The following is a 21,656-nucleotide window of genomic DNA, read 5'->3' on the forward strand; positions in this document are numbered from 1 at the left end:
TCCGGTACCGCCCGTGCGAGGCCGTTCCGCAGCGGCTTGCGCCACCGATGACGCCGAACTGCCACAATGCGCGCAAAACACGCTGCTTTTCACTCCAGTCCAATTCCGGTGCGGCCCTGCCCAAGACAAGGCCGGGCTCCAATGACATGTCAGCCTCAGGGTGAAACGACTGTCATGTCAGGGGATCGAATGCCGCGGAATGCATTTGGAGGCCATAAGGCCAACGCATTGAAAAACCTGGCGCTGGCGTCGACGTCACTGGTCTGCCTTGGCCTGCCGATCCCCGCATCGGCAGCCGAGATCTGGACCGGCGCCGCCTCCACGGATTGGTTTACCGCCGGAAACTGGAACCCCGCCGCTGTTCCGACATCGAGCGACGATGTTATGCTCGATCCGGTGTTCCCGCACCCGACCGTGGTCAATGCGGCGAATGCGGCCGCTCATTATCTGTTTGTCGGCACCATTTCGAGTTACTCCGGCTCGCTGACGATCACCAATGGCGGCACCCTCTCCGACACTGCCGGCTATCTCGGCTACGCTTCGGACGCGAGCGGCACCGTGAGCGTCACTGGAGCAGGCTCCGTCTGGAGCAACAGTTCGGACCTTTTCCTTGCCTTGGGTACGAACAGCAACGGCACCTTGACGATCTCCAGCGGCGGCGCTGTGAGCGACAAAGTGGGTCATGTCGGCTACGGCGCGGGCACCGGCACCGTAACGGTGGACGGCTCGGGCTCGACATGGACCAACAGCGGAGATCTTTATATCGCCGAATTTGGCACAGGCACGCTGGACATCACCAATGGCGGCGTGGTCAGCAATGCCATGGGCACCATCGGTTGGCATGTAGGCTCCACCGGCTCGGTGACGGTCGACGGAGCGGGTTCGACCTGGACAAACTCCTCCCACCTATACGTCGGCGATCAGGGCACCGGTGCGCTGAAAATCTCAAACGGCGGCAAGGTCAGCAATCTGAGCGGTATCCTGGGCAACTTGGCGGGCTCCAGTGGCACGGCAACTGTCGACGGTGCTGGCTCGACCTGGGCGAACGCGGCCCTTGCGGTTGGGAACGCGGGCTTCGGCGCGCTGACGGTCACGAATGGCGGCGCGGTCACCAGTTCGGTGGGCTATGCCGGCTATGCCGCGGGCTCCAAGGGCCTGGTGGTGGTCGACGGCGTCGGCTCGGCCTGGACCAACACTTCGGACCTCTTCATCGGCTTCCAGGGCCAGGGTACGCTGACGGTCTCGAATGGCGGCGCGGTCAGCAACACCATCGGTATGATCGGCGCGCAGACGGGCTCGACTGGCATCGCGTTCGTCGATGGCGCCGGCTCGATCTGGACAAACAGCTCCAACCTGATTGTGGGCAATTTGGGTAACGGCGCACTGGGGATCACTCACGGCGGCGTGGTCAGCAACACCTGGGCCGCTGTCGGCGCGAAGACGGGCTCCATCGGCATGGCGTTCGTCGACGGCACCGGCTCAACCTGGGCGAATACGGGCGAACTCATTGTCGGCCAATCAGGAACCGGCACGCTCGACATCACCAATGGCGGCGCCGTTAGCAACCAGACTGGCTCTGCGGGCTACGACGTCGGGTCCATGGGCACCGTCACGGTCGATGGACCGGGTTCGAGCTGGACGAATTCCGGCGACCTGTTCCTCGGTTTCAAGGGCGCCGGCACGCTCCAGGTGGCAGATGGCGGCCATGTCCTCAACCAGGCCGCGCTCCTCGCAGTGTTTGAAACCGCAACCGCCACCGTGACGGTGGACGGGGCGGGATCCTCCTGGAGCACCGATGACAATCTTATCCTGGGAAGCGCCGGTCACGCGGCACTTTCCATCTCCAGCGGCGGTTCAGCGGATGCAGATTCCGTCTTTGTCGGCCAGGCGGCGACAGCCACCGGTGCGGTTACCGTCGACGGCGTGGGCTCGAAATGGACCAACAAGAACGGCATGTACCTTGGCGGTCTGGGAATCGGCACTCTTGCCGTCACCAATGGCGGCGTCGCATCCGGCGGCGGCACCTACATGGCGTTCGCCGCCGGTGCCACCGGCCAGGCAACCGTTGATGGCCCGGCCTCACTGTGGGAGATGCACGGCGACCTGGATATCGGGTTCGGCGGCACTGCTTCGGTGACGCTCTCCAACGGCGGCACCGCTCTGGTGGACGGCTCTACCGTGATCGCCAGCCAGGCCGGCTCTGTCGGCGCGCTTAACATCGGCGGCGCGGCGGGCTCCACGGCGGCGGGCGCCGGCGTCCTCGATTCGGCAACGTTGCAGTTCGGCTCCGGCACCGGCACGCTCAATTTCAACCATACCAGCGCGAACAATGGCTTCGCTTCGGCGATCAGCGGACTGGGAACGATCAACCAGATCGCCGGCAACACCAAGTTGACCAGTAATTCCTCCGGCTTCACCGGGACGACGAACGTTCTCGGCGGCGGCCTCTATGTCAACGGCTCGCTCGGTGGCGCGATCAACGTCACCGGCGGCCTGCTTGGCGGGTCGGGCACGGTAGGCAACGTGACCATTGCTTCGGGCGGCACCTTTGCACCGGGCAATTCGATCGGCACGATCAATGTCAGCAACACAGCCTTCTCGGCCGGTTCGACTTATGCAGTTGAAGTCGAAATCGGCGGCACATCCGATCGGATCAGCGCCACCGGTACGGTGACGATCGGCGGCGGCACGGTCGACGTCATCCCCTATCCGGATTATGCGACCGGCACGACCTATACGATCGTCACGGCGGCAGGCGGTGTCACCGGCACCTTCGACAAGGCCAGTCTCGAAGGCGGCTCGATCTTCATTGCGCCGACGCTCACCTATGACGCGAACAATGTCTATCTCAACCTGGCCAAGGCAAGCTTTGCCAGTGTAGGCCTGACGCCTAACCAGATCGCCACCGGCGGCGGCGCCGAAAGCCTTGGCGCCGGCAATCCGCTCTTCGATGCCATCTTTGCCTTGCCGAGCGAGGCAGCCGCCCAAGACGCCTTCGACCAGCTTTCCGGCGAAATCCACGCCTCGGCCAAGGGGCTGCTGATCGAGGACTCCGGCTTCATCCGCGACGCCGCCAACAGCCGCATCGCTGCCGCCTTCGGTGATGCCGGCGCGGCGGCGCTTCCGGTCATAGCCTATGGCGAGGGCGGCCCGGAAATGGTCGCCGCCGATACCGACCGCTTCGCAGTCTGGGGCCAGGCGTTCGGTTCCTGGGGCAGTACCGACAGCGACGGCAACGCCGCCGCCTTCGACCGCTCGACCGGCGGCCTGCTGGCCGGCGCCGACGCTTTGGTCGGCGGCTGGCGCGTCGGTGTTCTCGGCGGCTACAGCCATTCCTCCTTCGACGCCGACGATCGCAATTCCTCCGGCAAGAGCGACGGCTACCATCTCGGCCTCTATGGCGGCACCAATTGGGGCGCCATCGCCTTCCGCACCGGTGCGGCCTACAGCTGGAGCAGCCTCTCGACCAAGCGGTCCGTCGCCTTCACCGGTTTTGCCGATCAGCTCTCGGCCGACTATGATGCGGGCACCGCGCAGATGTTCGGCGAACTCGCCTACAAGGCCGAGACCAGCGGGGGCTTCAAGTTCGAACCCTTCGCCAACCTCGCTTATGTCAGCCTGCACACTGACGGCTTCAGCGAAACCGGCGGTGCGGCGGCCTTGACCAGCGCCGGCGCGAGCAGCAACGCCACCTTCACTACGCTCGGCTTGCGCGGCTCGACCGATTTTGCGCTTGGCGGCGTCAATGCCACCGCGCGCGGCATGCTCGGCTGGCGCCACGCTTTCGGTGACGTCACGCCGACCTCAAGTTTCGCCTTCGCCGGCGGCGACGCCTTCACCATCGCCGGCGTGCCGATCGCCAGGGACGCGGCGGTTATCGAAGCCGGCATCGACATGAAAGTGTCGCCCAATGCCACGCTCGGCCTGTCCTATTCCGGGCAGTTCGGTGGTGGCGCCGTCGACAAGGGCGCCAAGGCAAACCTCAGCGTCAAGTTCTGACGACAACAGGCCGCCGGCTCGCGCCAAATTGACGTCGCGGGCGGTCCTGGCGTCTGTCCCCTACTCCGGCGACGGCACCGGCGGTTTCGAGGTCAGCGCGGTGCCGGCGGCGGCCACGATCACGGCGGCGATGCCGGCCAGTTGCGGCGTGGTCAGGCTTTCCCGCAGGAACAGGAAACCGGCCAGCGCGCCGAGCCCCGGCTCGAGGCAGGTCAGCGTGCCATAGATGCGCGCCGGCATGCGGGTCAGCGCCACCATTTCCAGGAAGAACGGCAGCGCGCTGGAGAACAGGCCGACGAGCAACGCGCTGACCAGGATCGACGGCGCGAGCAGGCCGCTTCCCGCCTCGGCAATGCCAAAGGGCAGCACCAGCACAGCGGCGATCGCCATGCCATAGGCGGTGGTGCGGGTGCCGAGTTCCGCGCCCGCCTTCTGCGCCAGAACGATGTAGAGCGCCCAGAACCCGCCGGCCGCCAGCGCCAGCATCACGCCGATCGGGTCGAGCGGCTTTAGCGAGTGGATGAAGGGCGACAACAGCACGATGCCGGCTACCGCAAGCGCGATCCAGGCGAAGTCGCTGGCCCGCCGAGAGGTCAGGGTCGCCACAAGCAGCGGACCGGAAAACTCCAGCGCTACCGCGACGCCAAGCGGGATCCTGGCAAGTGCCGCGTAGAACAGAAGGTTGAGCGCGCACAGCGTCACCCCATAGGCGACGAGCCACGGCATGGTGGCGCGCGACGGCCGTACCTGCCAGGGCCGCAGCACCGCGATCAGCATCAGCGCGCCGATGACCAGCCTGAGCGTCGTCGTGCCTTGCGCGCCGATCACCGGAAACAGCGTCTTGGCGAAGGTGGCGCCGATCTGGATCGACACCATGGCGCCCATCAGCGCCGCGACCGGCAAGGGTGCGGCTTCGCGGCTGGCAACCGGCATTGATGTCACTTGTGCTTCATCCCTCCATGCCCCGAGGCGAAAACCTGCCCGGCAGCAATGCAATAGGATGAACCGGCCTGGCTGTCGTGAGACAGCGCGGATGCCTCGATGGGGGCACGGCCAGAGGCGGCCGATGCCGTAGGGCGATTCCGCCACCGACAGGGCATCCGGCACCGGCGCGACACCGATGGCCGCCGGCCCACGGACGCGTCGCTGGCGGCGGCCTGGTTGAGTTCGACGACGGTCCCTGCCCTGAGCAGATGCGCCGTAGTCGGTCAGCGTGGTGGGCGAAAGCGCCGTGCGCCGCGCCAGTTCGGCACGACTGCGGACCGTCGTCGCGCAGCACGCGCAGGATCGCCGCTCCAGACTGGATTTGGCAGAACGCCGAACCCGCCCTAACCAGTTGGTTTCCTGGAATTGCCCTAGGCCGCGGCGGCGGAGCGCTTGAACACGATCGTGACCCGGGTGCCTTCGTCGGCGCTGGAAGTCACGTCGAACTCAGCCTTGGCGTTCTCTGTCAGCGATTGTGCGATGAGCGCGCCGAGCTTGCCTTGCTTGGGCCAGCTCTCGCCTTCCGGCAACCCGATCCCGTCATCGGCGACGACGACGCGACAGCCATCCCCGTTCACGACGCTGTGCAGCGTGATCGTGCCGCTGTCACGCCCGCGAAATGCATGCTTGAGCGCATTGGTCAGCAATTCGTTGACCACCAGGCCGGTGGGCATGGCAACGTTGATCGAAACCGGGTAGGTGTCCACCTTCATGTCGAGGCGAATGCCCTCGACAGCATGCGAACTCATCACGGCTGACGCGATCTGGCTCAGATAGACGCCGAGATCGACCTCCTCCTTGTGCTCCTCGCCCGACAGCGTTTGATAAAGGATGGCCAAGGCGTCGACGCGGCCGGCCAGTCTTTCGAAGCGTTTCCGGTCCGGCTCGGTCGCATTGCGCGTTTCGAGGCGGATCAGGGCGGTGATCATCTGCAGATTGTTCTTCACCCGGTGCTGCAATTCCCGCAGCAGCGTGTCTTTCTCGCGGACGCGCTCCTCGATCGAGCGCGCATCTTCGGTCTCGCCATGGGCCGAGACGTCGACCAGTGCCACCAGCCGGAAGCAGGCCTTGCCGTTGTCATCCTCGATGACGTTGGAATAGACGTCGACGATCGCAGGCTTGTCCTCGGCCCGCTCGAGCCGGAACGTGCCGACGAAATCGGTCCCGTCGACCACCGCATCGGACAGCGCGCTGTCCTTCTGCTGGTGCAGGCCAATGCCGGAAAGTGCCGCCCAATGCTTCTGGGCGAGGCTGGCCGCCTTCAAGCCCGACAGTTTCTCGAACTCCGGATTGGCATAGACGACACGTTCCTGCCCGCCGAGGTCCGAAACGGCGATGGCAATCGGCACCTGGTCGAGGAACTTCTTGAACTGTTCGCTTTCCAGCGCGCTGGCAAGGTCGGGCGTTTCCAGCAACTGCTCGACCGTTTCCGCCTTATCTGAATTCGATGTCATCTCTTGCATCCAGGAATTTTCTGGACGCCACCAATATCAGCGAAGCGATGCGCGAGCTATCGCCAAAAGTGCCACTTTCACCGGCATCAGGACTAGGCCCGCGCCGGCCTGGTCCCGCGCAACGGAAGCGCCATGGTGAAATCCAGGCCGTCGCCAAGATAATTCACCTTGATGATGGCATCGCATTGCAAGCGTTCCCCAGCCTGGAACCCCTGCAGGAACCCGAACCGGTCAACTCTGGCCGGCCACCTTCGCCAGCCGCGGACCGGTCTTGCCGTCGACGATCTCGGGCCTGGCGCTGTCGACCGCGCCGTCCCAGCCGCCGCAGAGCGCCTTGTTGAGGGCGATGTAGTCGGTCGCCAGAAGGACGCGGCTCTGCAACAGCGAACCTCGGCCGAGTAGAGCGAGCGCTGGGCCTCGCGGCCACCGAGCCACGTTCAAAAACCTGTCATGTGAAGAACCCTTACTGCTGGTTGGCCGTCACCGGCGTTTCGCCCTTATCCTGCCCGGGATCTGGTTTGGCCACCCTGCCCTTGAAGATGCGCCGCACCGTGACGAACAGCAGCGGCACCAGGAACACACCGATCACGGTCGCGGCGATCATGCCGCCCATCACGCCGATGCCGACGGAGTTCTGCGCGCCCGAGCCCGCGCCGCTGGCGATCGCAAGCGGCGTGACGCCGAGGATGAAGGCCAGCGACGTCATCAGGATCGGCCGCAACCGCTGTCGCGCCGCCTCGAGCGTTGCCTCCACCAGCCCCATGCCGGCCGCCTGCCGTTCGATGGCGAACTCGACGATCAGGATGGCGTTCTTGGCGGCGAGGCCGATCGTGGTCAGCAGGCCGACCTTGAAATAGACGTCGTTGGTCTGGCCGAACAGGCTTGCCGCCAGCAGCGCGCCGAAGATGCCGATCGGTACCGACAGCATCACCGCGAACGGGATCGACCAGCTCTCATAGAGCGCGGCCAAGCACAGGAACACGACCAAGGCCGAGATCGCATAGAGCGACATCGCCTGGTTGCCCGAAAGCCGCTCCTGATGCGACAGCCCGGTCCATTCATGCGAATAGCCGGCCGGCAGTTGCGCGACGAGTTTGTCGATCTCGTCCATCGCCGCACCCGAGCTCACGCCCGCTGCCGCCGCGCCCTGAATCTCGACCGCGGCCGAACCATTATAGCGTTCGAGCCGGGGCGAACCGAATGTCCAGTGGCTGGAGGCAAAGGCCGAGAACGGCACCATGGCGCCGCTTGAATTGCGGACCTGCCATTTGTCGAGATCCTCCGGCTGCATGCGGAAATTCGCGTCCGATTGCATGTAGACCGGCTTCACCCGTCCCCGATCGATGAAGTCGTTGACGTAATCGCTGCCCCAGGCGCTGGACAACGTGTTGTTGATGTCGGCAAGGCTGACGCCCAGCGCGCTCGCCTTCTCCTGGTCGATGTCGACCGAGAATTGCGGCTGGTCCTCCTGGCCGTTGGGACGCGTGTTTGCGAGCACCTTGCTCTGCCCAGCCAAGGCCAGAAGCTGGTTGCGCGTCTGGATCAGCGCGTCATGGCCGGCGCCATTGACGTCCTGCAGGTAGAAATCGAAGCCGTTGGTGTTGCCGAAACCCTGGATGGCCGGGGGCGCCAGCGCGAAGACCTGCGCATCCCTGATCTTGGAGAACGCGCCCATGGCGCGGCCGGCGATCGCCTGCGCGGCCATTGCGGACGACTTGCGCTGGGCGAAATCCTTCAGCCGCACGAAGCCGATGCCGACATTCTGCCCGGCTCCGCCGAAGCCGAAGCCCGACGCGGTGAAGACCCCGTCGACGGCGTCCTTTTCGTCGCTGAGATAGTGGTCGGTGACTTGCTTCAGCACGCGCTCCGTGCGGTCCTGCGTGGCGCCGACCGGCAATTGCACGCTGGTGATCAGGATGCCCTGGTCCTCTTCCGGCAGGAACGAGCTCGGCAGCCGCGCAAACATCCAGCCCATGGCGACGACGATGGCGAGGAAGATGGCAAGAAATCGCCACGACCGGTTGATGATGCCATGCGAGCCGTCGCGATAGGCCGTCGTGCCGCGATCGAACATCCTGTTGAACCAGCCGAACGGACCGGTCTGCGTGGCATGGTCCTTCGGCCGCCGCAGGATCGTGGCGCACAATGCCGGCGTCAGCACCAGCGCCACCAACACGGACAGCACCATGGCCGAGACGATGGTCACCGAGAACTGCCGGTAGATGATGCCGGTCGAGCCGCCGAAGAAGGCCATCGGCACGAACACCGCTGACAGCACGGTGGCGATGCCGACCAGCGCGCCGGTGATCTCGTTCATCGATTTTCGCGTCGCCTCCTTCGGCGACAGATCTTCCTCCTGCATGACGCGTTCGACATTCTCGACCACGACGATGGCGTCGTCGACGAGCAGGCCGATGGCCAGCACCATGGCGAACATGGTCAGCGTGTTGACCGAATAGCCGAACAGCGACAGCACGCCGAACGTGCCCAGCAGCACCACCGGCACCGCGATGGTCGGGATGATCGTCGCCCGCAAATTCTGCAGGAAGATGAACATCACCAGGAACACCAGCACGATCGCCTCGGCCAGCGTCTTGACCACCTCCTCGATCGACAGCCGCACGAAGGGCGAGGTGTCGTAGGGATAGACGACCTCGACGCCTTGCGGGAAGGTCGAGCTCAGCCGGTTTATCGTCGAGCGCACCGCTTCGGCGGTGCTGATCGCGTTGGCACCGGTCGCCAGGTTGACGGCGACGCCCGCCGCCGGCTTGCCGTTGTAGTTGGCTTGCGTCGTATAGCTTTCGGCGCCGAGTTCGACGGTGGCGACGTCGTTGAGGCGGACCAGCGAGCCGTCCGTCTGGCTCTTCAGGATGATGTTGCGGAACTGTTCGGCGGTTTGCAGCCGGCTCTTGGCGGTCACCGTGGCGTTGAGCTGCTGGCCCTTGCGCGCCGGCAGACCGCCGAGCTGGCCGGCCGAAACCTGCGTGTTCTGCGCCTCGATGGCGCTCGCCACGTCGCTTGGCATCAGCGCGTATTTGGCCAGCTTGTCGGGGTCGAGCCAGATCCGCATCGCATAGCCCGAGCCGAAGAGCTGCGTCGAGCCCACGCCTTCGACGCGCTTCAGCGTGTCGTTGACGGTGGCGTCGACATAGTCGGCGAGGTCGGTCGAGTTCATCTTGCCGTCGCTGGAGACGAAGCCGATGACCATCAGGAAGCCGGTCGAGGATTTGGAGACGGTGATGCCGTTGCTCTGCACTACCTGCGGCAGTTGCGACTGCACCAGCTGCAGCTTGTTCTGCGTCTGCACCTGGGCGGTGTCGGGGTCGGCCGAACTGGTGAAGGTCAGCGTGATCGACGCAGAACCGGTCGAGGTCGACGTCGCCGTCATGTAATCGAGGTTGTCGATGCCGGTCATGCCTTGCTCGATGACCTTGGTCACCGAGTTCTCGACCGTCTGGGCGTCCGCGCCCGGATAGGTGGCGCTGATATTGACCGTGGTCGGCGCGATCTGCGGATATTGCGAGATCGGCAGCGTGGTGAGTGCGAGCAGACCGCCCAGCATGATCACGATGGCGATCACCCAGGCGAAGATCGGCCGGTTGATGAAAAATGCTGACATCGTCTCAGTTCCCGGTCGACGCGGCGGGTTGCCGGCCGGTGCTGGCCACCTTGGATGGGGCCGGCAAGGCGGAGGTCTGGCCGCGATCCTTGATCTCACCGGTCGCCTCGTCAATCGTCACTTCGACGCCGGTCGCATCGCCGCCGGGGCGCACGAGCTGCAGGCCCTCGACGACGACACGGTCACCATCGCCCACGCCGCTGTCGACCAGCCAGCTGTTGCCGACGGTGTTGCGCACGGCAAGCACGCGCGTCTCGACCTTGCCCTGCGCATTGATGACCATGGCCGTCGCCTCACCCTTCGTATTGCGGGTGACGGCGCGCTGCGGCACGAGAAAACTGTTCTGGGCAACGCCCTCCTCGACCAGCGCCCGCACATACATGCCCGGCAGAAGCAGGCGGTCGGGATTGGGAAACTCGGCCCTGAGCGCGAACGTGCCGGTGGTCTGGTCGACATTGGCGCCGGCGAATTCCAGCTTGCCGGTCTGCGCGTAGATGGTGCCGTTCTCGAGCTTCAGCTTGACGCTGACATTGGGGCCGCTGAACTTCAGCCGCCCTTCCGAGATCGCCTGGCGCAGGTTGAGCAAATTGGTGCTCGACTGCGTGACGTCGACATTGATCGGATCGAGCGAGCGGATCGTGGTCAGCACCGTCTCCTGGTTGGCGGTCACCAGCGCGCCCGGTGTCAGCGTGGACTTGTCGATGCGGCCTGCGATCGGCGCGGTGATCGAGGTGCGGTCGAGGCTGATGCGCGCGGTTTCGGCGCTCGCCTTGGCGGAAGCCACATCCGCCTGCGCCTGCGCAAGCGTGGCGGCGGCGTCATCATAATCCTGTTTGGAAACAACGTTCTGCTTCAACAGGCCGGCGTATCTGTCGAACTTGGCCTGCGCGGTAGGCACCGCCGCCGCCGCCTTCTGCTGCGCCGCGACCGCGCTGTCATAAGCCGCCTTGTAGCTCGCCGGGTCGATGAGGTAGAGCGGCTGTCCCGCCGCCACCTCGCTGCCTTCCTTGAACAGTCGTTGCTGGATGATGCCGTTCACTTGTGGACGCACCTCGGCGATCAGCGAGGCCGCCGTGCGCCCCGACAGTTCGGCTGTGATCGCCACCGATTGCGGATGCAGCGTGACGACGCCGACTTCCGGTTTGCCGACGCCGCCCATGCCTGCGGGAGCCTTGCCGCCCTCCTGTGAGCAGGCCGCCAGGAGAAGGGCTGCGGCAAGAGCCGTCCAGGACGCGAGCCGGCGAACCGGCGGGGAGGACTGGCTAGACTGCATGGACATGGCTGAATGATCTTTCGCTGGGGGTGCGGCGACCGCCTGGGCGTTGGCCAATGCAAAGCGAGGCCGAACGCCGGCGGTCGCAGGTGAGGCTTGAGGCGGACGATGTCGTGACGAGGGGTCGCGCCCACTTGCGGGCGGCGTCGAGCGGTGCTTCGAAGCGGCTCATGTCGCGCTCCTTCTTCCTGGCTGGAGCGCACCCGAGGATCGGATGGCTGGCCGCGATGCCCTCCGCGCCATTATGCCGATCAGCACCGACATGCCAAGCGCCTTGCCAGGTCTCACGCGATCTTGCGGTCATGATTTCCGTGGCCATCGGCGTGCCGCGAGATCGGCAGCGACAGGCGCCAGGCGGCGAATTCCAGCCGGATCGCGCCTTGCAGCGTGTCGACCGGCAAGGCCGGCGGCGTTGCGGCATGATCGATGCGCCGGCCGAACGAATATTTCGGGCTGGCCGATGCGATCAGCCGCAGCAGCATCAGGGCTTCCCACATTGTCGTGCCTTGTTGCATGGGGTGAATCCGGGAAGGCGCGATCCGCCATCCCGGAGAAGGAAACCCGGCCGGCCCGGGAACGGGTTGGGTACCGGGGCCGGCCGGCGCAGCCGGTCGGTTGTCAGCCGTTCCCGGGCTGGGGCGGCGGCATCGGGCCATCATTGGGCGGGCCTGCCGGACCGACTGCGTCATTCGGCGGGCCGCCCCATGGACCGGGGGGTGGTCCATGGGGGCGTTCCGCCGAAACGAGGATTTCGAGCTGTTCAGGCGTGAGCTTGGCGCGCAGCTCGGCGATCGCGTCCTTCAGCTTGGCGGCCGAAGCCGCACGCGCCGTGACGTCGTCTGCCAGCCTTTCCTGGAAGGCGAACGGATCGGGCTTGCCGGCCGGCCCTGCATCGGGGCCTTTCGCCTGCGGCCCGCCATCCGGCCCTCCAGGCCCGCCAGTGCCACCCGGACCACGGTCCGGCCGCGGTGGCGAAAGCACCGCCTGCAGCGCGCTGGTGTAGTCGCGCCAGGCGTCGAGCTGTTCGCTGCGGATGCCGACGCGTGTTTCGAGCGCGGCGAGCCGGGCGGCCAGCATGAATTCCGGCGGCGGCCCCACGCGGCGGGGGCCGAAGCCTTGCGGGCCGAAACTGTGCGGGCCAAAACCTTGCGGACCCCATCCTTGCGAAGGATGCGGCATCGAGCCATGGTCCGTTCCATCCTGCATTGCCATGGCAGGCGGCGGCCCGCCTGGCGCCGCGCCCGGGTCGGGCTGCGCCGCCAGCGCGGGGTGGATGGCGGCGGCGGAAAACAGGCCGAGCACAAGAAGTCTGCTTCGCATGACGGTATTCCTTTCATCCCTGCTTTGGACGTCAGGAGGATAGGAAGCGTGTTTGTCTGCTTCGCGTCGGCATGTTGCCGAAGGTTTCCGCAAAAGGGCAATTTGTTTCCGAATGTTGCCATCCCCCGGCCAGAAACATTGGGTTGCAATTTTCCATGCCGCTTGCACGCGCGCTCCCTATAATCAGGACAAGCCCGGGATCATGGGCAAGGGCACGATAATGCAGTCACAACCCCATATCCTCGTCGTCGACGACGACCGCGAAATCCGCACACTGCTCGGACGCTATCTCGATGGCCAGGGTTTTCGCGTCTCGGTGGCGGCCGACAGGCGCGAATGCGAGCAGAAGCTGGCCACTGGCCAGTTCGACCTGGCCGTGCTCGACGTCATGCTGCCGGATGGTTCGGGGCTCGACATCTGCCGGGGCTTGCGCGACCGCAAGCCGCATATTCCCGTCATCCTGCTGACGGCGCTGAAGGAGGATGTCGACCGCATCATCGGGCTGGAACTCGGCGCCGACGACTATCTCGGCAAGCCGTTCAACCCGCGCGAGCTCATCGCCCGCATCCGCGCCGTGCTCAGGCGCTCGACGCCGGAAGAAGCGGCGCCCGCGCCTCCGCCCCGCGCCTACCGCTTCGCCAGCTACAGGCTGGAGCCGGACACCCGCAAGGTGACGGATGCGCAGGGCGCGGCCGTCGATCTCACCGGCGCCGAATTCGACCTGTTGCAGGTGTTCCTCGACCGCCCCGGCCGGCTTCTGTCGCGCGACCAGCTGCTTGATCTGACGCAAGGCCGCGAACGCGACCCGCTCGAACGCTCGATCGACGTGCTGATGAGCCGGCTGCGCCGCAAATTCGCCGACACCGGCGACGGGCCGCTGTTCAAGACGGTGCGCAATGGCGGCTACCAGCTGACCGCGCGCGTCGAGACGGTGGAGGCGCAGGCGTGAACTCGCTGCGCCGCCGCCTCATCCTGTTGCTGGTCGCCTCGATCGTCGGCGTCGTCGGCCTGGCGACGGCGGCGGTCCTCAGCGTGCGCGGCGGCGGGCCGCCGCCGGAACTCGTCGTGCCCTGGGTTGCCCAGCAGATGGAACTCGTCGTGGGGCTGCTGCCGGGACCCATACCCGATGTGCTGCGGGTGCAATTCAGCGACCGGCCGGCGGATGGCAAGGTGGACCGGCAGGAGACGGCGATGCTCAATGATCTGCTGCGCCGCCGCGGCTTCGACGTGCTGGCCATCGTCAGCGACAAACCGGGTGAACCCAGCCAACGTGCCTCGATGCGCCTGCCCGACAGCCGGTGGGCCATCCTCGAAATTGCGCATATCGATCCGCCCAGGCGCGAATGGCTGGTGCTGGCCGGCTGGATCTCGCTGATCGTGGCCGGCGCCACCGCAGTCTCTGTCTATTTCACCTCGGTGCTAATCCGGCCGCTCGAAATGCTGGAGGCCACCGTCTCCAAGATCGGCAGCGACGGCGTGCTGGCGCCAGTGCCGGAGGTAGGCTCGGCCGAGGTCAAGGCCACGGCGCACGCACTGAACCAGCTCTCGTCCAGGCTGAAGACCGCCATGGAAAGCCGCATGCGGCTGGTGGCCGCCGCCGGCCACGATCTGCGCACGCCGATGACGCGCATGCGGCTGCGCGCCGAATTCCTCGACGAGGAGCGCGACAAGTGGCTGCACGACCTCGACGAGCTCGACCGCATCGCCGACAGCGCCATCCGCCTGGTGCGCGAGGAGGTGAACCAGGATGCCGTCGAGCCGCTCGACCTGGAAAAGATGGTGCGCGACATATCTGCCGAGATGGTTACGCTCGGCCATTCCGTCTCGATCGGGCATCTGGACAAGGTTGCGGTCCGCGCCGGCGCGCTCGGCCTGCGCCGCGCCCTGCGCAATTTGGTCGTCAACGCCGCCACCCACGGCAAGGCCTGCACGATCGCGCTCGACCTCGCCGACAGGCGCGCCGTGCTCTCCATATGGGACGTCGGCCCGGGCATTCCGCCCGACCTCATCAACAAGGCCTTCGAGCCCTTCTTCCGCGTCGACCCCGGCCGCCAGCAATCCATTCCAGGCGCCGGCCTCGGCCTCGCCATCGCCAAGGAGATCATCGAGCGCTACGGCGGCACCGTGACGCTGGAGAACCGCCAGGGCGGCGGGCTGGCGCAGACGGTGGTGTTCGCGGCGGTGTGATTGGGTCAGGCCCGTCCACATCGCGAAAGGCAGCCCAATGCGGGGACTGCCAAGCAACGAGGCCTGCGAAGCGCGCTACGACGTGGCGCGCAGATTCCTGCGGATGGGACGCCTGCCCGTTGCACGGGCTTTCTCGGCCACCACGGCAGCGATCTCCACCACCTCGCCCTCGCGCGATTTGCCGTTAGTGGCCTTGTGGAGCCGCTCGTAGGGCAGCAATTCCTTGATCCGGGCATTGAGCGACGCGATTTCGGCCCGCAAATCCTCGCATTCCTGCCGCTGGACATCCCGTTGTATGTCCTCCGATGCCTGTTGCAGCGCAAGTTGCGAAAGATTGGCGTTCGCTTTCGAAAGGCTCAGCTTGTCGGCTTCGTTCTCGTCGGTGAGCGCGGACAATCTTTCATCGGCGATTTTCTTTTCGGCCACTGCGTCGTCCAGGTCGGTCTTGAGCCTGGCGATTTCGGCGGCGGCCGCACTGTTCTCGTTCGAGGCCCGCTCCAGCCGCGATTCCAGGTCTTGGATCTCGGACCGCAATCCGCGCATCTCCGTCTGGCCGCGAGCCCGTTCGGCTTCCCAGTCGCCTTCCATCAGGCTGGCCGTTTCGGTCTTTTCCGCCAGCTTCGCCTGTGTGGCCTCGAGCGCCTTCTGCAGCCGGATCTCCTCTTTCTCGCTCTTGCCAAGCGCCGCCATCAGTTCGGCAAGGCGCGCCGCTTCGCTGGCGTGGACTGCCGAAAGCTCGTCCAGCCTGTGGCGCGCCTGGCTCTCCCGCTTCAGCACCTTGTCGAGTTCGACCGACAGGCTGACATGTTTTTCCCGCAGCATCTTGCTCTCGCGCAAGCGCCTGTTGGCCTCGACCGTCCTTGCCGTCAGCCGGTTGGCGATGTCGCCGAATTCCGCGTCGCGTTTGGCGCTGGCATTGCCCATCTCGGCGAGATCGAGCCTTGCCGCCGCGAGCGCTGTGCGAAGCGCATCCCGGTCCTGGACCAGGTCTGTCTCGCGCTGCTGCAGCACTTCGCACGTGCTGTCACGCTCGCGCAGCTTCGCCGCCGTGTCGTGCAGCTTTTCCGACAGCGCTCTTTGCTCGGCGATCAGGCCGGCATTTGCGAGCTCCAGCTCGTTGGCGCGAAGAATGTCGGTGTGGAGGATGTTGAGGAATTCGCGCGTCAGATGATGCGAGGTCGAGATTTCCGACAATTTGCCGTTGATCTCATCCAGATAATCCCTGGCGTCGTGGAACATTCCTTCGAAGGCGTTCAACGCCGCGAGCCGGGTCTGGGCATGGGGCGTCAGTCGTGGCGTGGTTTCGGCGGCGTCGGCGTTGCCCGCATCGTCGGGATTGTCCGCGCCCTCCGCTTGCGCCGCATCGGCCTGGGGTGGCGAGACGGTTGACGCGTCATCGGGGATATCGTCGCCCTGCGGCGGTGCCTCGAATTCGCTGTCGAGGCTGGCATCCAGGGCGTCCGCCAGATCGTCCTGCAACTCCTGGAGTGCGTCGTCTACGTCTTCAGCACGCTTGATCAGGCTCTTGAAGTTCATACGGAACTCCCTCTTACGCAAAGAAAACCAGATATTTAACAAACTGCTAATATGTATCCTTACATCCGCTTATTCCGCAGGGGAAGCCCCCCTAGGGAAATGTAAATTTCAGACATTTGGGGATTTGCACCGCCGCGACAGCCAGTGCCGGGTCCCGGGCTGGCACAGACCGTAGCGTTCGCGGCGATGTCAACGCTTCTCGTGCATATTCGGTGTGCAGCCTGATATGCTGCCAGCAAACGGCTTGCAGGTCGAACGGGAGGGGATGGAGATGTCGATCAAGGTGATCGGAACCGGCTTTGGCCGAACGGGCACGGATTCGATGCGTGAGGCGCTGGCCATTCTCGGCTACGGCCCCTGTCATCACATGCATGAAGTGATCGGCAACGAGGAGCAGAAACGGATGTGGCGTGCGCTGGCCCAAGGTGCCGCGCCGGACTGGAACCAGCTGCTGTCGGGCTATGTCTCCTGCCTGGACTGGCCTTCGGCGTACTACTGGCGCGACCTAATCGAATTCTATCCGAATGCCAGGGTGATCCTGACCTACCGCTCGGCCGAAAGCTGGTGGGAAAGTTTTGAAAAAACGATCGCGGCGGGACTTGAGCAAAGCGTCGATCAAGAATCGCTGGGCCTCGCCCTGATCGCCAGGCAGGTGTTCGGCGGCCGGCCCGGCGATCGAGCGCATGCCATTGCCTGCTACGAGGCCAATGTCCGTGCCGTGTACGCCGAAGTGCCACGGGAGCGGCTGCTGGTCCACGCTCTTGGCGACGGCTGGGAACCGCTGTGCACTCATCTGGGCGTTGCGATACCGGATCAGGATTATCCCAATCGCAACAGCGCCGCGGGCTTCAGGTCGAGATTTTTGCTGAACTGATCTGGACGAAAACCGGCGCTGCCGGCCCGGCAATCCGGGTTCCTCGCCCCCTGTGGAGCGGGGCGAGGAAAAGGCGCACCGTTTTTTACCCCGCCATGGCCAGCGGCACGGCGCTCTTGTTGGGGATCTGGATGTCGATTTCCAGCGTCGACATGGTCTCGCCCCGATCCATCGACACCTGGAGATAGTCCTGGTCGATCTGCACATGCTTGGCGATCACAGCCATGATTTCCTCGCGCAGAATGGAGACGAGGTCGGGCTGGCCACGGCTGCGGCGCTCATAGGCGAGCAGCACCTGCAGCCGCTCGCGCGCCACCGGCGCGCTGGTGCGCCGCTTGAAGAGGTCGAGGATGCTCATGCGGCCCTCCTTCCGAGCAGACGGTCGAGGAAACCCTTGCGTTCGAAGGGAACCACCACCGGTAAGTCTTCGCCTTCAAGCCGCCGTGCCGCTTCGAGATAGGCCTTGGCGGCGTTGTTGAGCGGTTCCGACAGCGTCACCGGCGAACCGAGGTTGGAGGCGCGCAGCACATCCTGGCTTTCCGGGATGATGCCGAGCAGCGGCACCGACAGGATTTCCAGCACGTCGTCGATGGACAGCATCTCGCCGCGTGCGGCGCGCGCCGCGTCATAGCGCGTGACCAGCACATGCTTGGCGATCTGCTCGCCCTGTTCGGCGCGCATGGTGCGGGCGTCGAGCAGGCCGATGATGCGGTCGGAATCGCGCACCGACGACACTTCCGGATTGGTGACGATGACGGCCTCGTCGGCAAAGCGCATGGCGAGTTGCGCGCCGCGCTCGATGCCGGCCGGGCTGTCGCAGAAGACATAGTCGAAGACCGAGCGCAGCTTGTCGATCACCTCGCCGACGCCGTCCTCGGTCAGCGCGTCCTTGTCACGCGTCTGCGACGCCGGCAGCAGGAACAGCGTGTCGACGCGCTTGTCGCGGATCAGCGCCTGCGACAGCTTGGCCTGGCCCTGGATGACGTTGACGAGGTCGAACACGACGCGCCGCTCGGCGCCCATGATCAGGTCGAGATTGCGCAGGCCGACGTCGAAATCGACCAGCGCCACCTTCTTGCCGGTCTTGGCGACCGCGGCACCCAGCGCGGCCGTCGAGGTGGTCTTGCCGACGCCCCCCTTGCCCGATGTGACGACCACTACCTTGCCCATGGAAAAAGCCTCCGTTGCCTGTTGTCGTTTGTTGTGCCGTGCGCCGCACGGCTGTTGTCAGAGCCTGCCATCATGCCATCCCAAACCGGTCCGAGGCTTGCGCGCGGCGATGGTGCCTCGGCGCTTGTCCGGGCCGGAACCGTGAAGCCGGGCGTCAGCATCGCGCCGCCCTAGTTCAGCGGCACGACGGCGAGCATGTCGCCTTCGAGGAAGGCCTGCACGGCCTTGCCGCGCGAGACGCCTTCCATCTCTTCGGCGGTGGTGTACCAGCCGTCGATCGAAATCAGCTCCGCCTCGTTCTTGCGGCAGAAGATGCGTGCCGAGCGATTGCCCTGCGAGCCGGCGATGGCGCGGCCGCGTAAGGTGCCATAGACATGGATAGAGCCCGCCGCGATGATTTCGGAGCCGGACGCGACCGAGCCCAAAACGATGACATCGCCATGTGGATGGAAGATCGACTGACCCGAGCGGATCGGCGACTTGACCATAAGCGTGCCGGCCTGGACAGTTTCGATCGCGCCGGCTTCCGCCTTGGCCGCCTTGCCCTTGCCCACCTCGGCCCTGGCCTCGCCGGCCTTGCCCTCGCCTCCCTTGACTTCGCCGGCATCCTTGCCGCGATCCGAAAACACCGTTTCCAGCTTGCCGGCTTCATCAGCCGCCTCAGCCTTGCCCTTGCGGCCGGGCTGCGACAGCAGGCCATCCGTGGTGGCCTCCTTGGCGCCGCCAAGCAACGGCGGCAGGTCAAGCCCGAGCGAGGCCCCTTCAAGCTCGATCGCATAGACCCGGATGCCCCGCGCACCGAGCGAAGCAACCAGCAGCCCGATGCCGGCAACGTCGGGCTTCAGCACGTTCAGATCGAGCACCACCGGCCGCCCCGCAAAATACCCCGGCGAATTGCCGATCCAGTGATCCAGCCCCTCCAGCCAGGCGGAAATCGGCGCCTCCGGCGTGAGCGTAAAGGCCACGAAAGAACGGGCGCGAAAACGAATGGATTTTGTTTCGACGGGGGCGGCAAAGGTCACGGCCAGCGAATCCTTACTGAGAGGTAAACGCTAGGGGGTTAATGGTTAACGAATGGTTAACGGCAAGGGGCAACTCGGCAGCTGGTGCGAGAAATTGGGAGGTCGGCTAAGCGCCTGCGGAGACCGACGACAAGCGCGGCTCCCCCGAACCACGGCCTTCAGCGGCGGCGCGAAGCTGATCGAATGGCTGCTACCAAATGGGCATCTTCGAAGGGCTTGCTGATCAACGCCACGTCGTGAGGGCGGTCCGAGATCTTCTCGGCATCGGCGTAGCCCGTGACGATGAGTGCCGGCCAATCCGCGCGCAGGCTTCGGGCGAAGCGGATGACGTCGATGCCCGAAATGAGCGGCATGGCGAAGTCGGTTACGATGACGTCGAAACGGTCCGGTTCCTTTTCGATGGCGGCCAGTGCCTGGGCGCCGCCGGAAAACGCCGTCACGTCGAAACCCGATTGCCGCAGCGACATCGCCGTCAACTCCCGCAGGGATTGACTGTCGTCGACGAGCAGAACAGTCGGCAACTGATCCTCAACCGCCGTCGGGAGGTCCGTGCCGGCATTGTTGGCGGCACTGGCTTCGAAAACGAGCTCATCCCTGGCGGTAACGTCTTGCGCCTCGCGTGAACGGGGCAGCCAGAGCTCCATGGTGGTGCCGTGGCCAAGCTCGCTGTCAATCCTGAGCGTGCCACCCGACTGCTTGGCGAAACCATAGACAGTGCTGAGGCCCAGACCCGTGCCCTTCCCGATCGGCTTTGTCGTGAAGAACGGCTCGATCACCTTGCTGATGACATCCGCGGCGATACCTGTCCCGGTGTCCTCGACCGCAAGCCTGACATAGTCGCCCGCGGCAAGCCCCTGGCCGGAATGGCCGACGCTGCGATTGTGGGCCCTGACGCAGATTGTCCCGCCGGAAGGCATCGCGTCGCGGGCATTGAAGACCAGGTTCATCAGAGCAAGCTCAAGCTGCGCCGGGTCCGCATGCACCGGCCATATGTCGTCACCGACATGCCAGTCGAAGCGCACCAGGCCGCCCAGGATCGGCGCCACAAGGCCGGTCATCGTGTCTCCCAGGCTCGACATCCGCACGGCAACCGGTTTCAGATCCTGGCGCCTTGAAAAGGCGAGCATGCGCTGGATGAGGTCCTTGCCTTGGGAAGCGGAGCGGCGCGTCATGTCGAGAACCTGGGCCGCCTTGCCGTCGAGGCTCACTTGCCTTTCGAGCAGGCTCAGCCCTGAGAGGATCGCTGCAAGCAGATTGTTGAAATCGTGGGCAAGTCCGCCGGTCAGCTTGCCGATCGCATCGAGCCGCTGCGATTGCAGCAATTGGCTTTCCAGATGGCGCTGCTCGGTGATGTCCTGCATGGTGCCCAGCAGTTCGAGCCCGGCGCCATTCCTGGCGACCACTCCCTGGTCGAGGAATATCCGGTATTCCTCATTGGCGCATCGCCAGCGGAACTCACACGCATAAGAGCCGGTCTCGTGGGCGGCCGAAAGCGATCTTGTCACCGCGTCCCGATCAGCCGGATGGACCCGGCTGATGCCGAAATCTGGATCCGCCATGAACCGGTCCGGAGAAAATCCCGTCAACCGCTCGACCCCCTTGGAAACATAGCTTGCGGCGAATGGCGCCTCGGCCGCGCGGGCGTGAAAACAGATCGGCAGCGAAGCGAGGATCGTCTCCTGCCGGGCCTCGGAATGCCGCAGCGCCCGCTCGGCGTCGAGCTTGTCGGAGGTCGCCTTCAGCGCTCGCTCAAGCAGCAGTTGCTCCCTGGCCGCATTCCGTTCGATTTCCCTCGTCTTTTCATAGAGATCGACGAAGACCATGACCTTGGACCGCAGCATCGACGGGTCGAATGGCTTGAACAGATAATCCACCGCGCCGGCGTCATAGCCGCGCAACATATGTGCTTCTTCCTTGTTGATGGCGGTCAGGAAGATGATCGGCGTGGCGTTCGAACGTTCGCGCCTCCGGATCAGCGAAGCGGTTTCGTAGCCGTCGAGACCGGGCATCAGCACATCCAGCAGAATGACGGCGAAGTCGTCCTTGAGCAGAAAGCGCAGCGCCTCGTCGCCCGACTGGGCGCAAATCACCTGCCCGACCCCGTCAAGTGCCTCCTCAATGGCAAGGAGATTTCGCGCGTCGTCGTCGACAGCGAGAACGCGAACCGGCCCCAGCTTTTCGAACGGTTCGCTGCTTTCTGCTTCCATCGCCGCCATTG

15 protein-coding genes and 1 pseudogene are annotated in these 21,656 nt (G+C 65.2%); 4 read left to right on the forward strand and 12 right to left on the reverse strand.

Translation table 11 applies throughout. From position 1 onward, the window contains the following. Positions 1 to 189: 189 nt before the first annotated feature. The gene (locus FJ543_RS18610) at positions 190 to 3,999 is read left to right on the forward strand and encodes an autotransporter domain-containing protein (RefSeq protein WP_140876368.1); all 3,810 of its coding nucleotides are present in this window, start codon (positions 190 to 192) and stop codon (positions 3,997 to 3,999) included. Between the two features lie 60 nt (positions 4,000 to 4,059). Here FJ543_RS18610 and FJ543_RS18615 read toward each other — a convergent pair whose 3' ends face one another. The 7 genes and pseudogenes from FJ543_RS18615 to FJ543_RS18650 all read right to left on the reverse strand — a co-directional run bounded on the left by FJ543_RS18615 (position 4,060) and on the right by FJ543_RS18650 (position 12,649). Then, positions 4,060 to 4,941, reverse strand: coding sequence for a DMT family transporter (locus FJ543_RS18615; protein WP_140725540.1), 882 nt, complete (start codon positions 4,939 to 4,941; stop codon positions 4,060 to 4,062). Positions 4,942 to 5,354: 413 nt separating this feature from the next. Continuing rightward, positions 5,355 to 6,437, reverse strand: coding sequence for a histidine kinase dimerization/phosphoacceptor domain -containing protein (locus tag FJ543_RS18625; RefSeq protein ID WP_140792425.1), 1,083 nt, complete (start codon positions 6,435 to 6,437; stop codon positions 5,355 to 5,357). Positions 6,438 to 6,668: 231 nt separating this feature from the next. Further along, positions 6,669 to 6,856: pseudogene (locus FJ543_RS18630) on the reverse strand (RND transporter); the annotation flags it as partial. Positions 6,857 to 6,900: 44 nt separating this feature from the next. After that, positions 6,901 to 10,056, reverse strand: coding sequence for an efflux RND transporter permease subunit (locus FJ543_RS18635; RefSeq protein WP_140876370.1), 3,156 nt, complete (start codon positions 10,054 to 10,056; stop codon positions 6,901 to 6,903). Between the two features lie 4 nt (positions 10,057 to 10,060). Next, complete coding sequence (locus FJ543_RS18640) at positions 10,061 to 11,335, reverse strand: efflux RND transporter periplasmic adaptor subunit (protein WP_140876372.1); 1,275 nt, start codon at positions 11,333 to 11,335, stop codon at positions 10,061 to 10,063. A gap of 278 nt (positions 11,336 to 11,613) precedes the next feature. Continuing rightward, on the reverse strand, positions 11,614 to 11,844 hold the full coding sequence (locus tag FJ543_RS18645; RefSeq protein ID WP_224527071.1) for a hypothetical protein: 231 nt from the start codon (positions 11,842 to 11,844) through the stop codon (positions 11,614 to 11,616). Between the two features lie 103 nt (positions 11,845 to 11,947). Continuing rightward, positions 11,948 to 12,649, reverse strand: a complete 702-nt coding sequence (locus FJ543_RS18650) for a hypothetical protein (protein WP_140876374.1) — start codon at positions 12,647 to 12,649, stop codon at positions 11,948 to 11,950. 220 nt (positions 12,650 to 12,869) lie between these two features. Here FJ543_RS18650 and FJ543_RS18655 point away from each other — a divergent pair, with 220 nt between their 5' ends. Together FJ543_RS18655 and FJ543_RS18660 are read left to right on the forward strand one after the other, a co-directional pair. Then, a complete protein-coding gene (locus FJ543_RS18655; protein ID WP_140876376.1) occupies positions 12,870 to 13,598 on the forward strand; it encodes a response regulator transcription factor in 729 nt (242 codons plus the stop codon). Then, entirely contained in the window at positions 13,595 to 14,836 is a 1,242-nt protein-coding gene (locus FJ543_RS18660; RefSeq protein ID WP_140876378.1) for an ATP-binding protein, read from the forward strand. Before FJ543_RS18655 ends, FJ543_RS18660 begins: the two co-directional genes overlap by 4 nt. A 75-nt stretch (positions 14,837 to 14,911) precedes the next feature. Here FJ543_RS18660 and FJ543_RS18665 read toward each other — a convergent pair whose 3' ends face one another. Then, positions 14,912 to 16,372 (reverse strand): hypothetical protein, encoded by a 1,461-nt coding sequence (locus FJ543_RS18665; protein WP_140876380.1) that lies wholly within the window; start codon positions 16,370 to 16,372, stop codon positions 14,912 to 14,914. 271 nt (positions 16,373 to 16,643) lie between these two features. Here FJ543_RS18665 and FJ543_RS18670 point away from each other — a divergent pair, with 271 nt between their 5' ends. Then, the gene (locus FJ543_RS18670) at positions 16,644 to 17,246 is read left to right on the forward strand and encodes a sulfotransferase family protein (protein ID WP_140663612.1); all 603 of its coding nucleotides are present in this window, start codon (positions 16,644 to 16,646) and stop codon (positions 17,244 to 17,246) included. Between the two features lie 85 nt (positions 17,247 to 17,331). Here the strand turns inward: FJ543_RS18670 and minE are convergent, their stop codons facing one another. From minE to FJ543_RS18690, 4 genes are all read right to left on the reverse strand, one after another. After that, positions 17,332 to 17,604, reverse strand: a complete 273-nt coding sequence (gene minE, locus FJ543_RS18675) for a cell division topological specificity factor MinE (protein WP_023774842.1) — start codon at positions 17,602 to 17,604, stop codon at positions 17,332 to 17,334. Continuing rightward, on the reverse strand, positions 17,601 to 18,416 hold the full coding sequence (minD, locus tag FJ543_RS18680; protein ID WP_015316922.1) for a septum site-determining protein MinD: 816 nt from the start codon (positions 18,414 to 18,416) through the stop codon (positions 17,601 to 17,603). The genes minE and minD overlap by 4 nt, the downstream gene beginning before the upstream one ends. A gap of 170 nt (positions 18,417 to 18,586) precedes the next feature. Then, complete coding sequence (gene minC / locus FJ543_RS18685) at positions 18,587 to 19,438, reverse strand: septum site-determining protein MinC (RefSeq protein ID WP_140876382.1); 852 nt, start codon at positions 19,436 to 19,438, stop codon at positions 18,587 to 18,589. A 158-nt stretch (positions 19,439 to 19,596) separates the two neighbouring features. Next, positions 19,597 to 21,654 (reverse strand): response regulator, encoded by a 2,058-nt coding sequence (locus FJ543_RS18690; protein ID WP_140876384.1) that lies wholly within the window; start codon positions 21,652 to 21,654, stop codon positions 19,597 to 19,599. Between the last annotated feature and the right edge of the window lie 2 nt (positions 21,655 to 21,656).

The sequence above is a fragment of the Mesorhizobium sp. B2-5-7 genome (genome assembly GCF_006440875.1).
In the GTDB taxonomy this organism is placed as follows: domain Bacteria; phylum Pseudomonadota; class Alphaproteobacteria; order Rhizobiales; family Rhizobiaceae; genus Mesorhizobium; species Mesorhizobium australicum.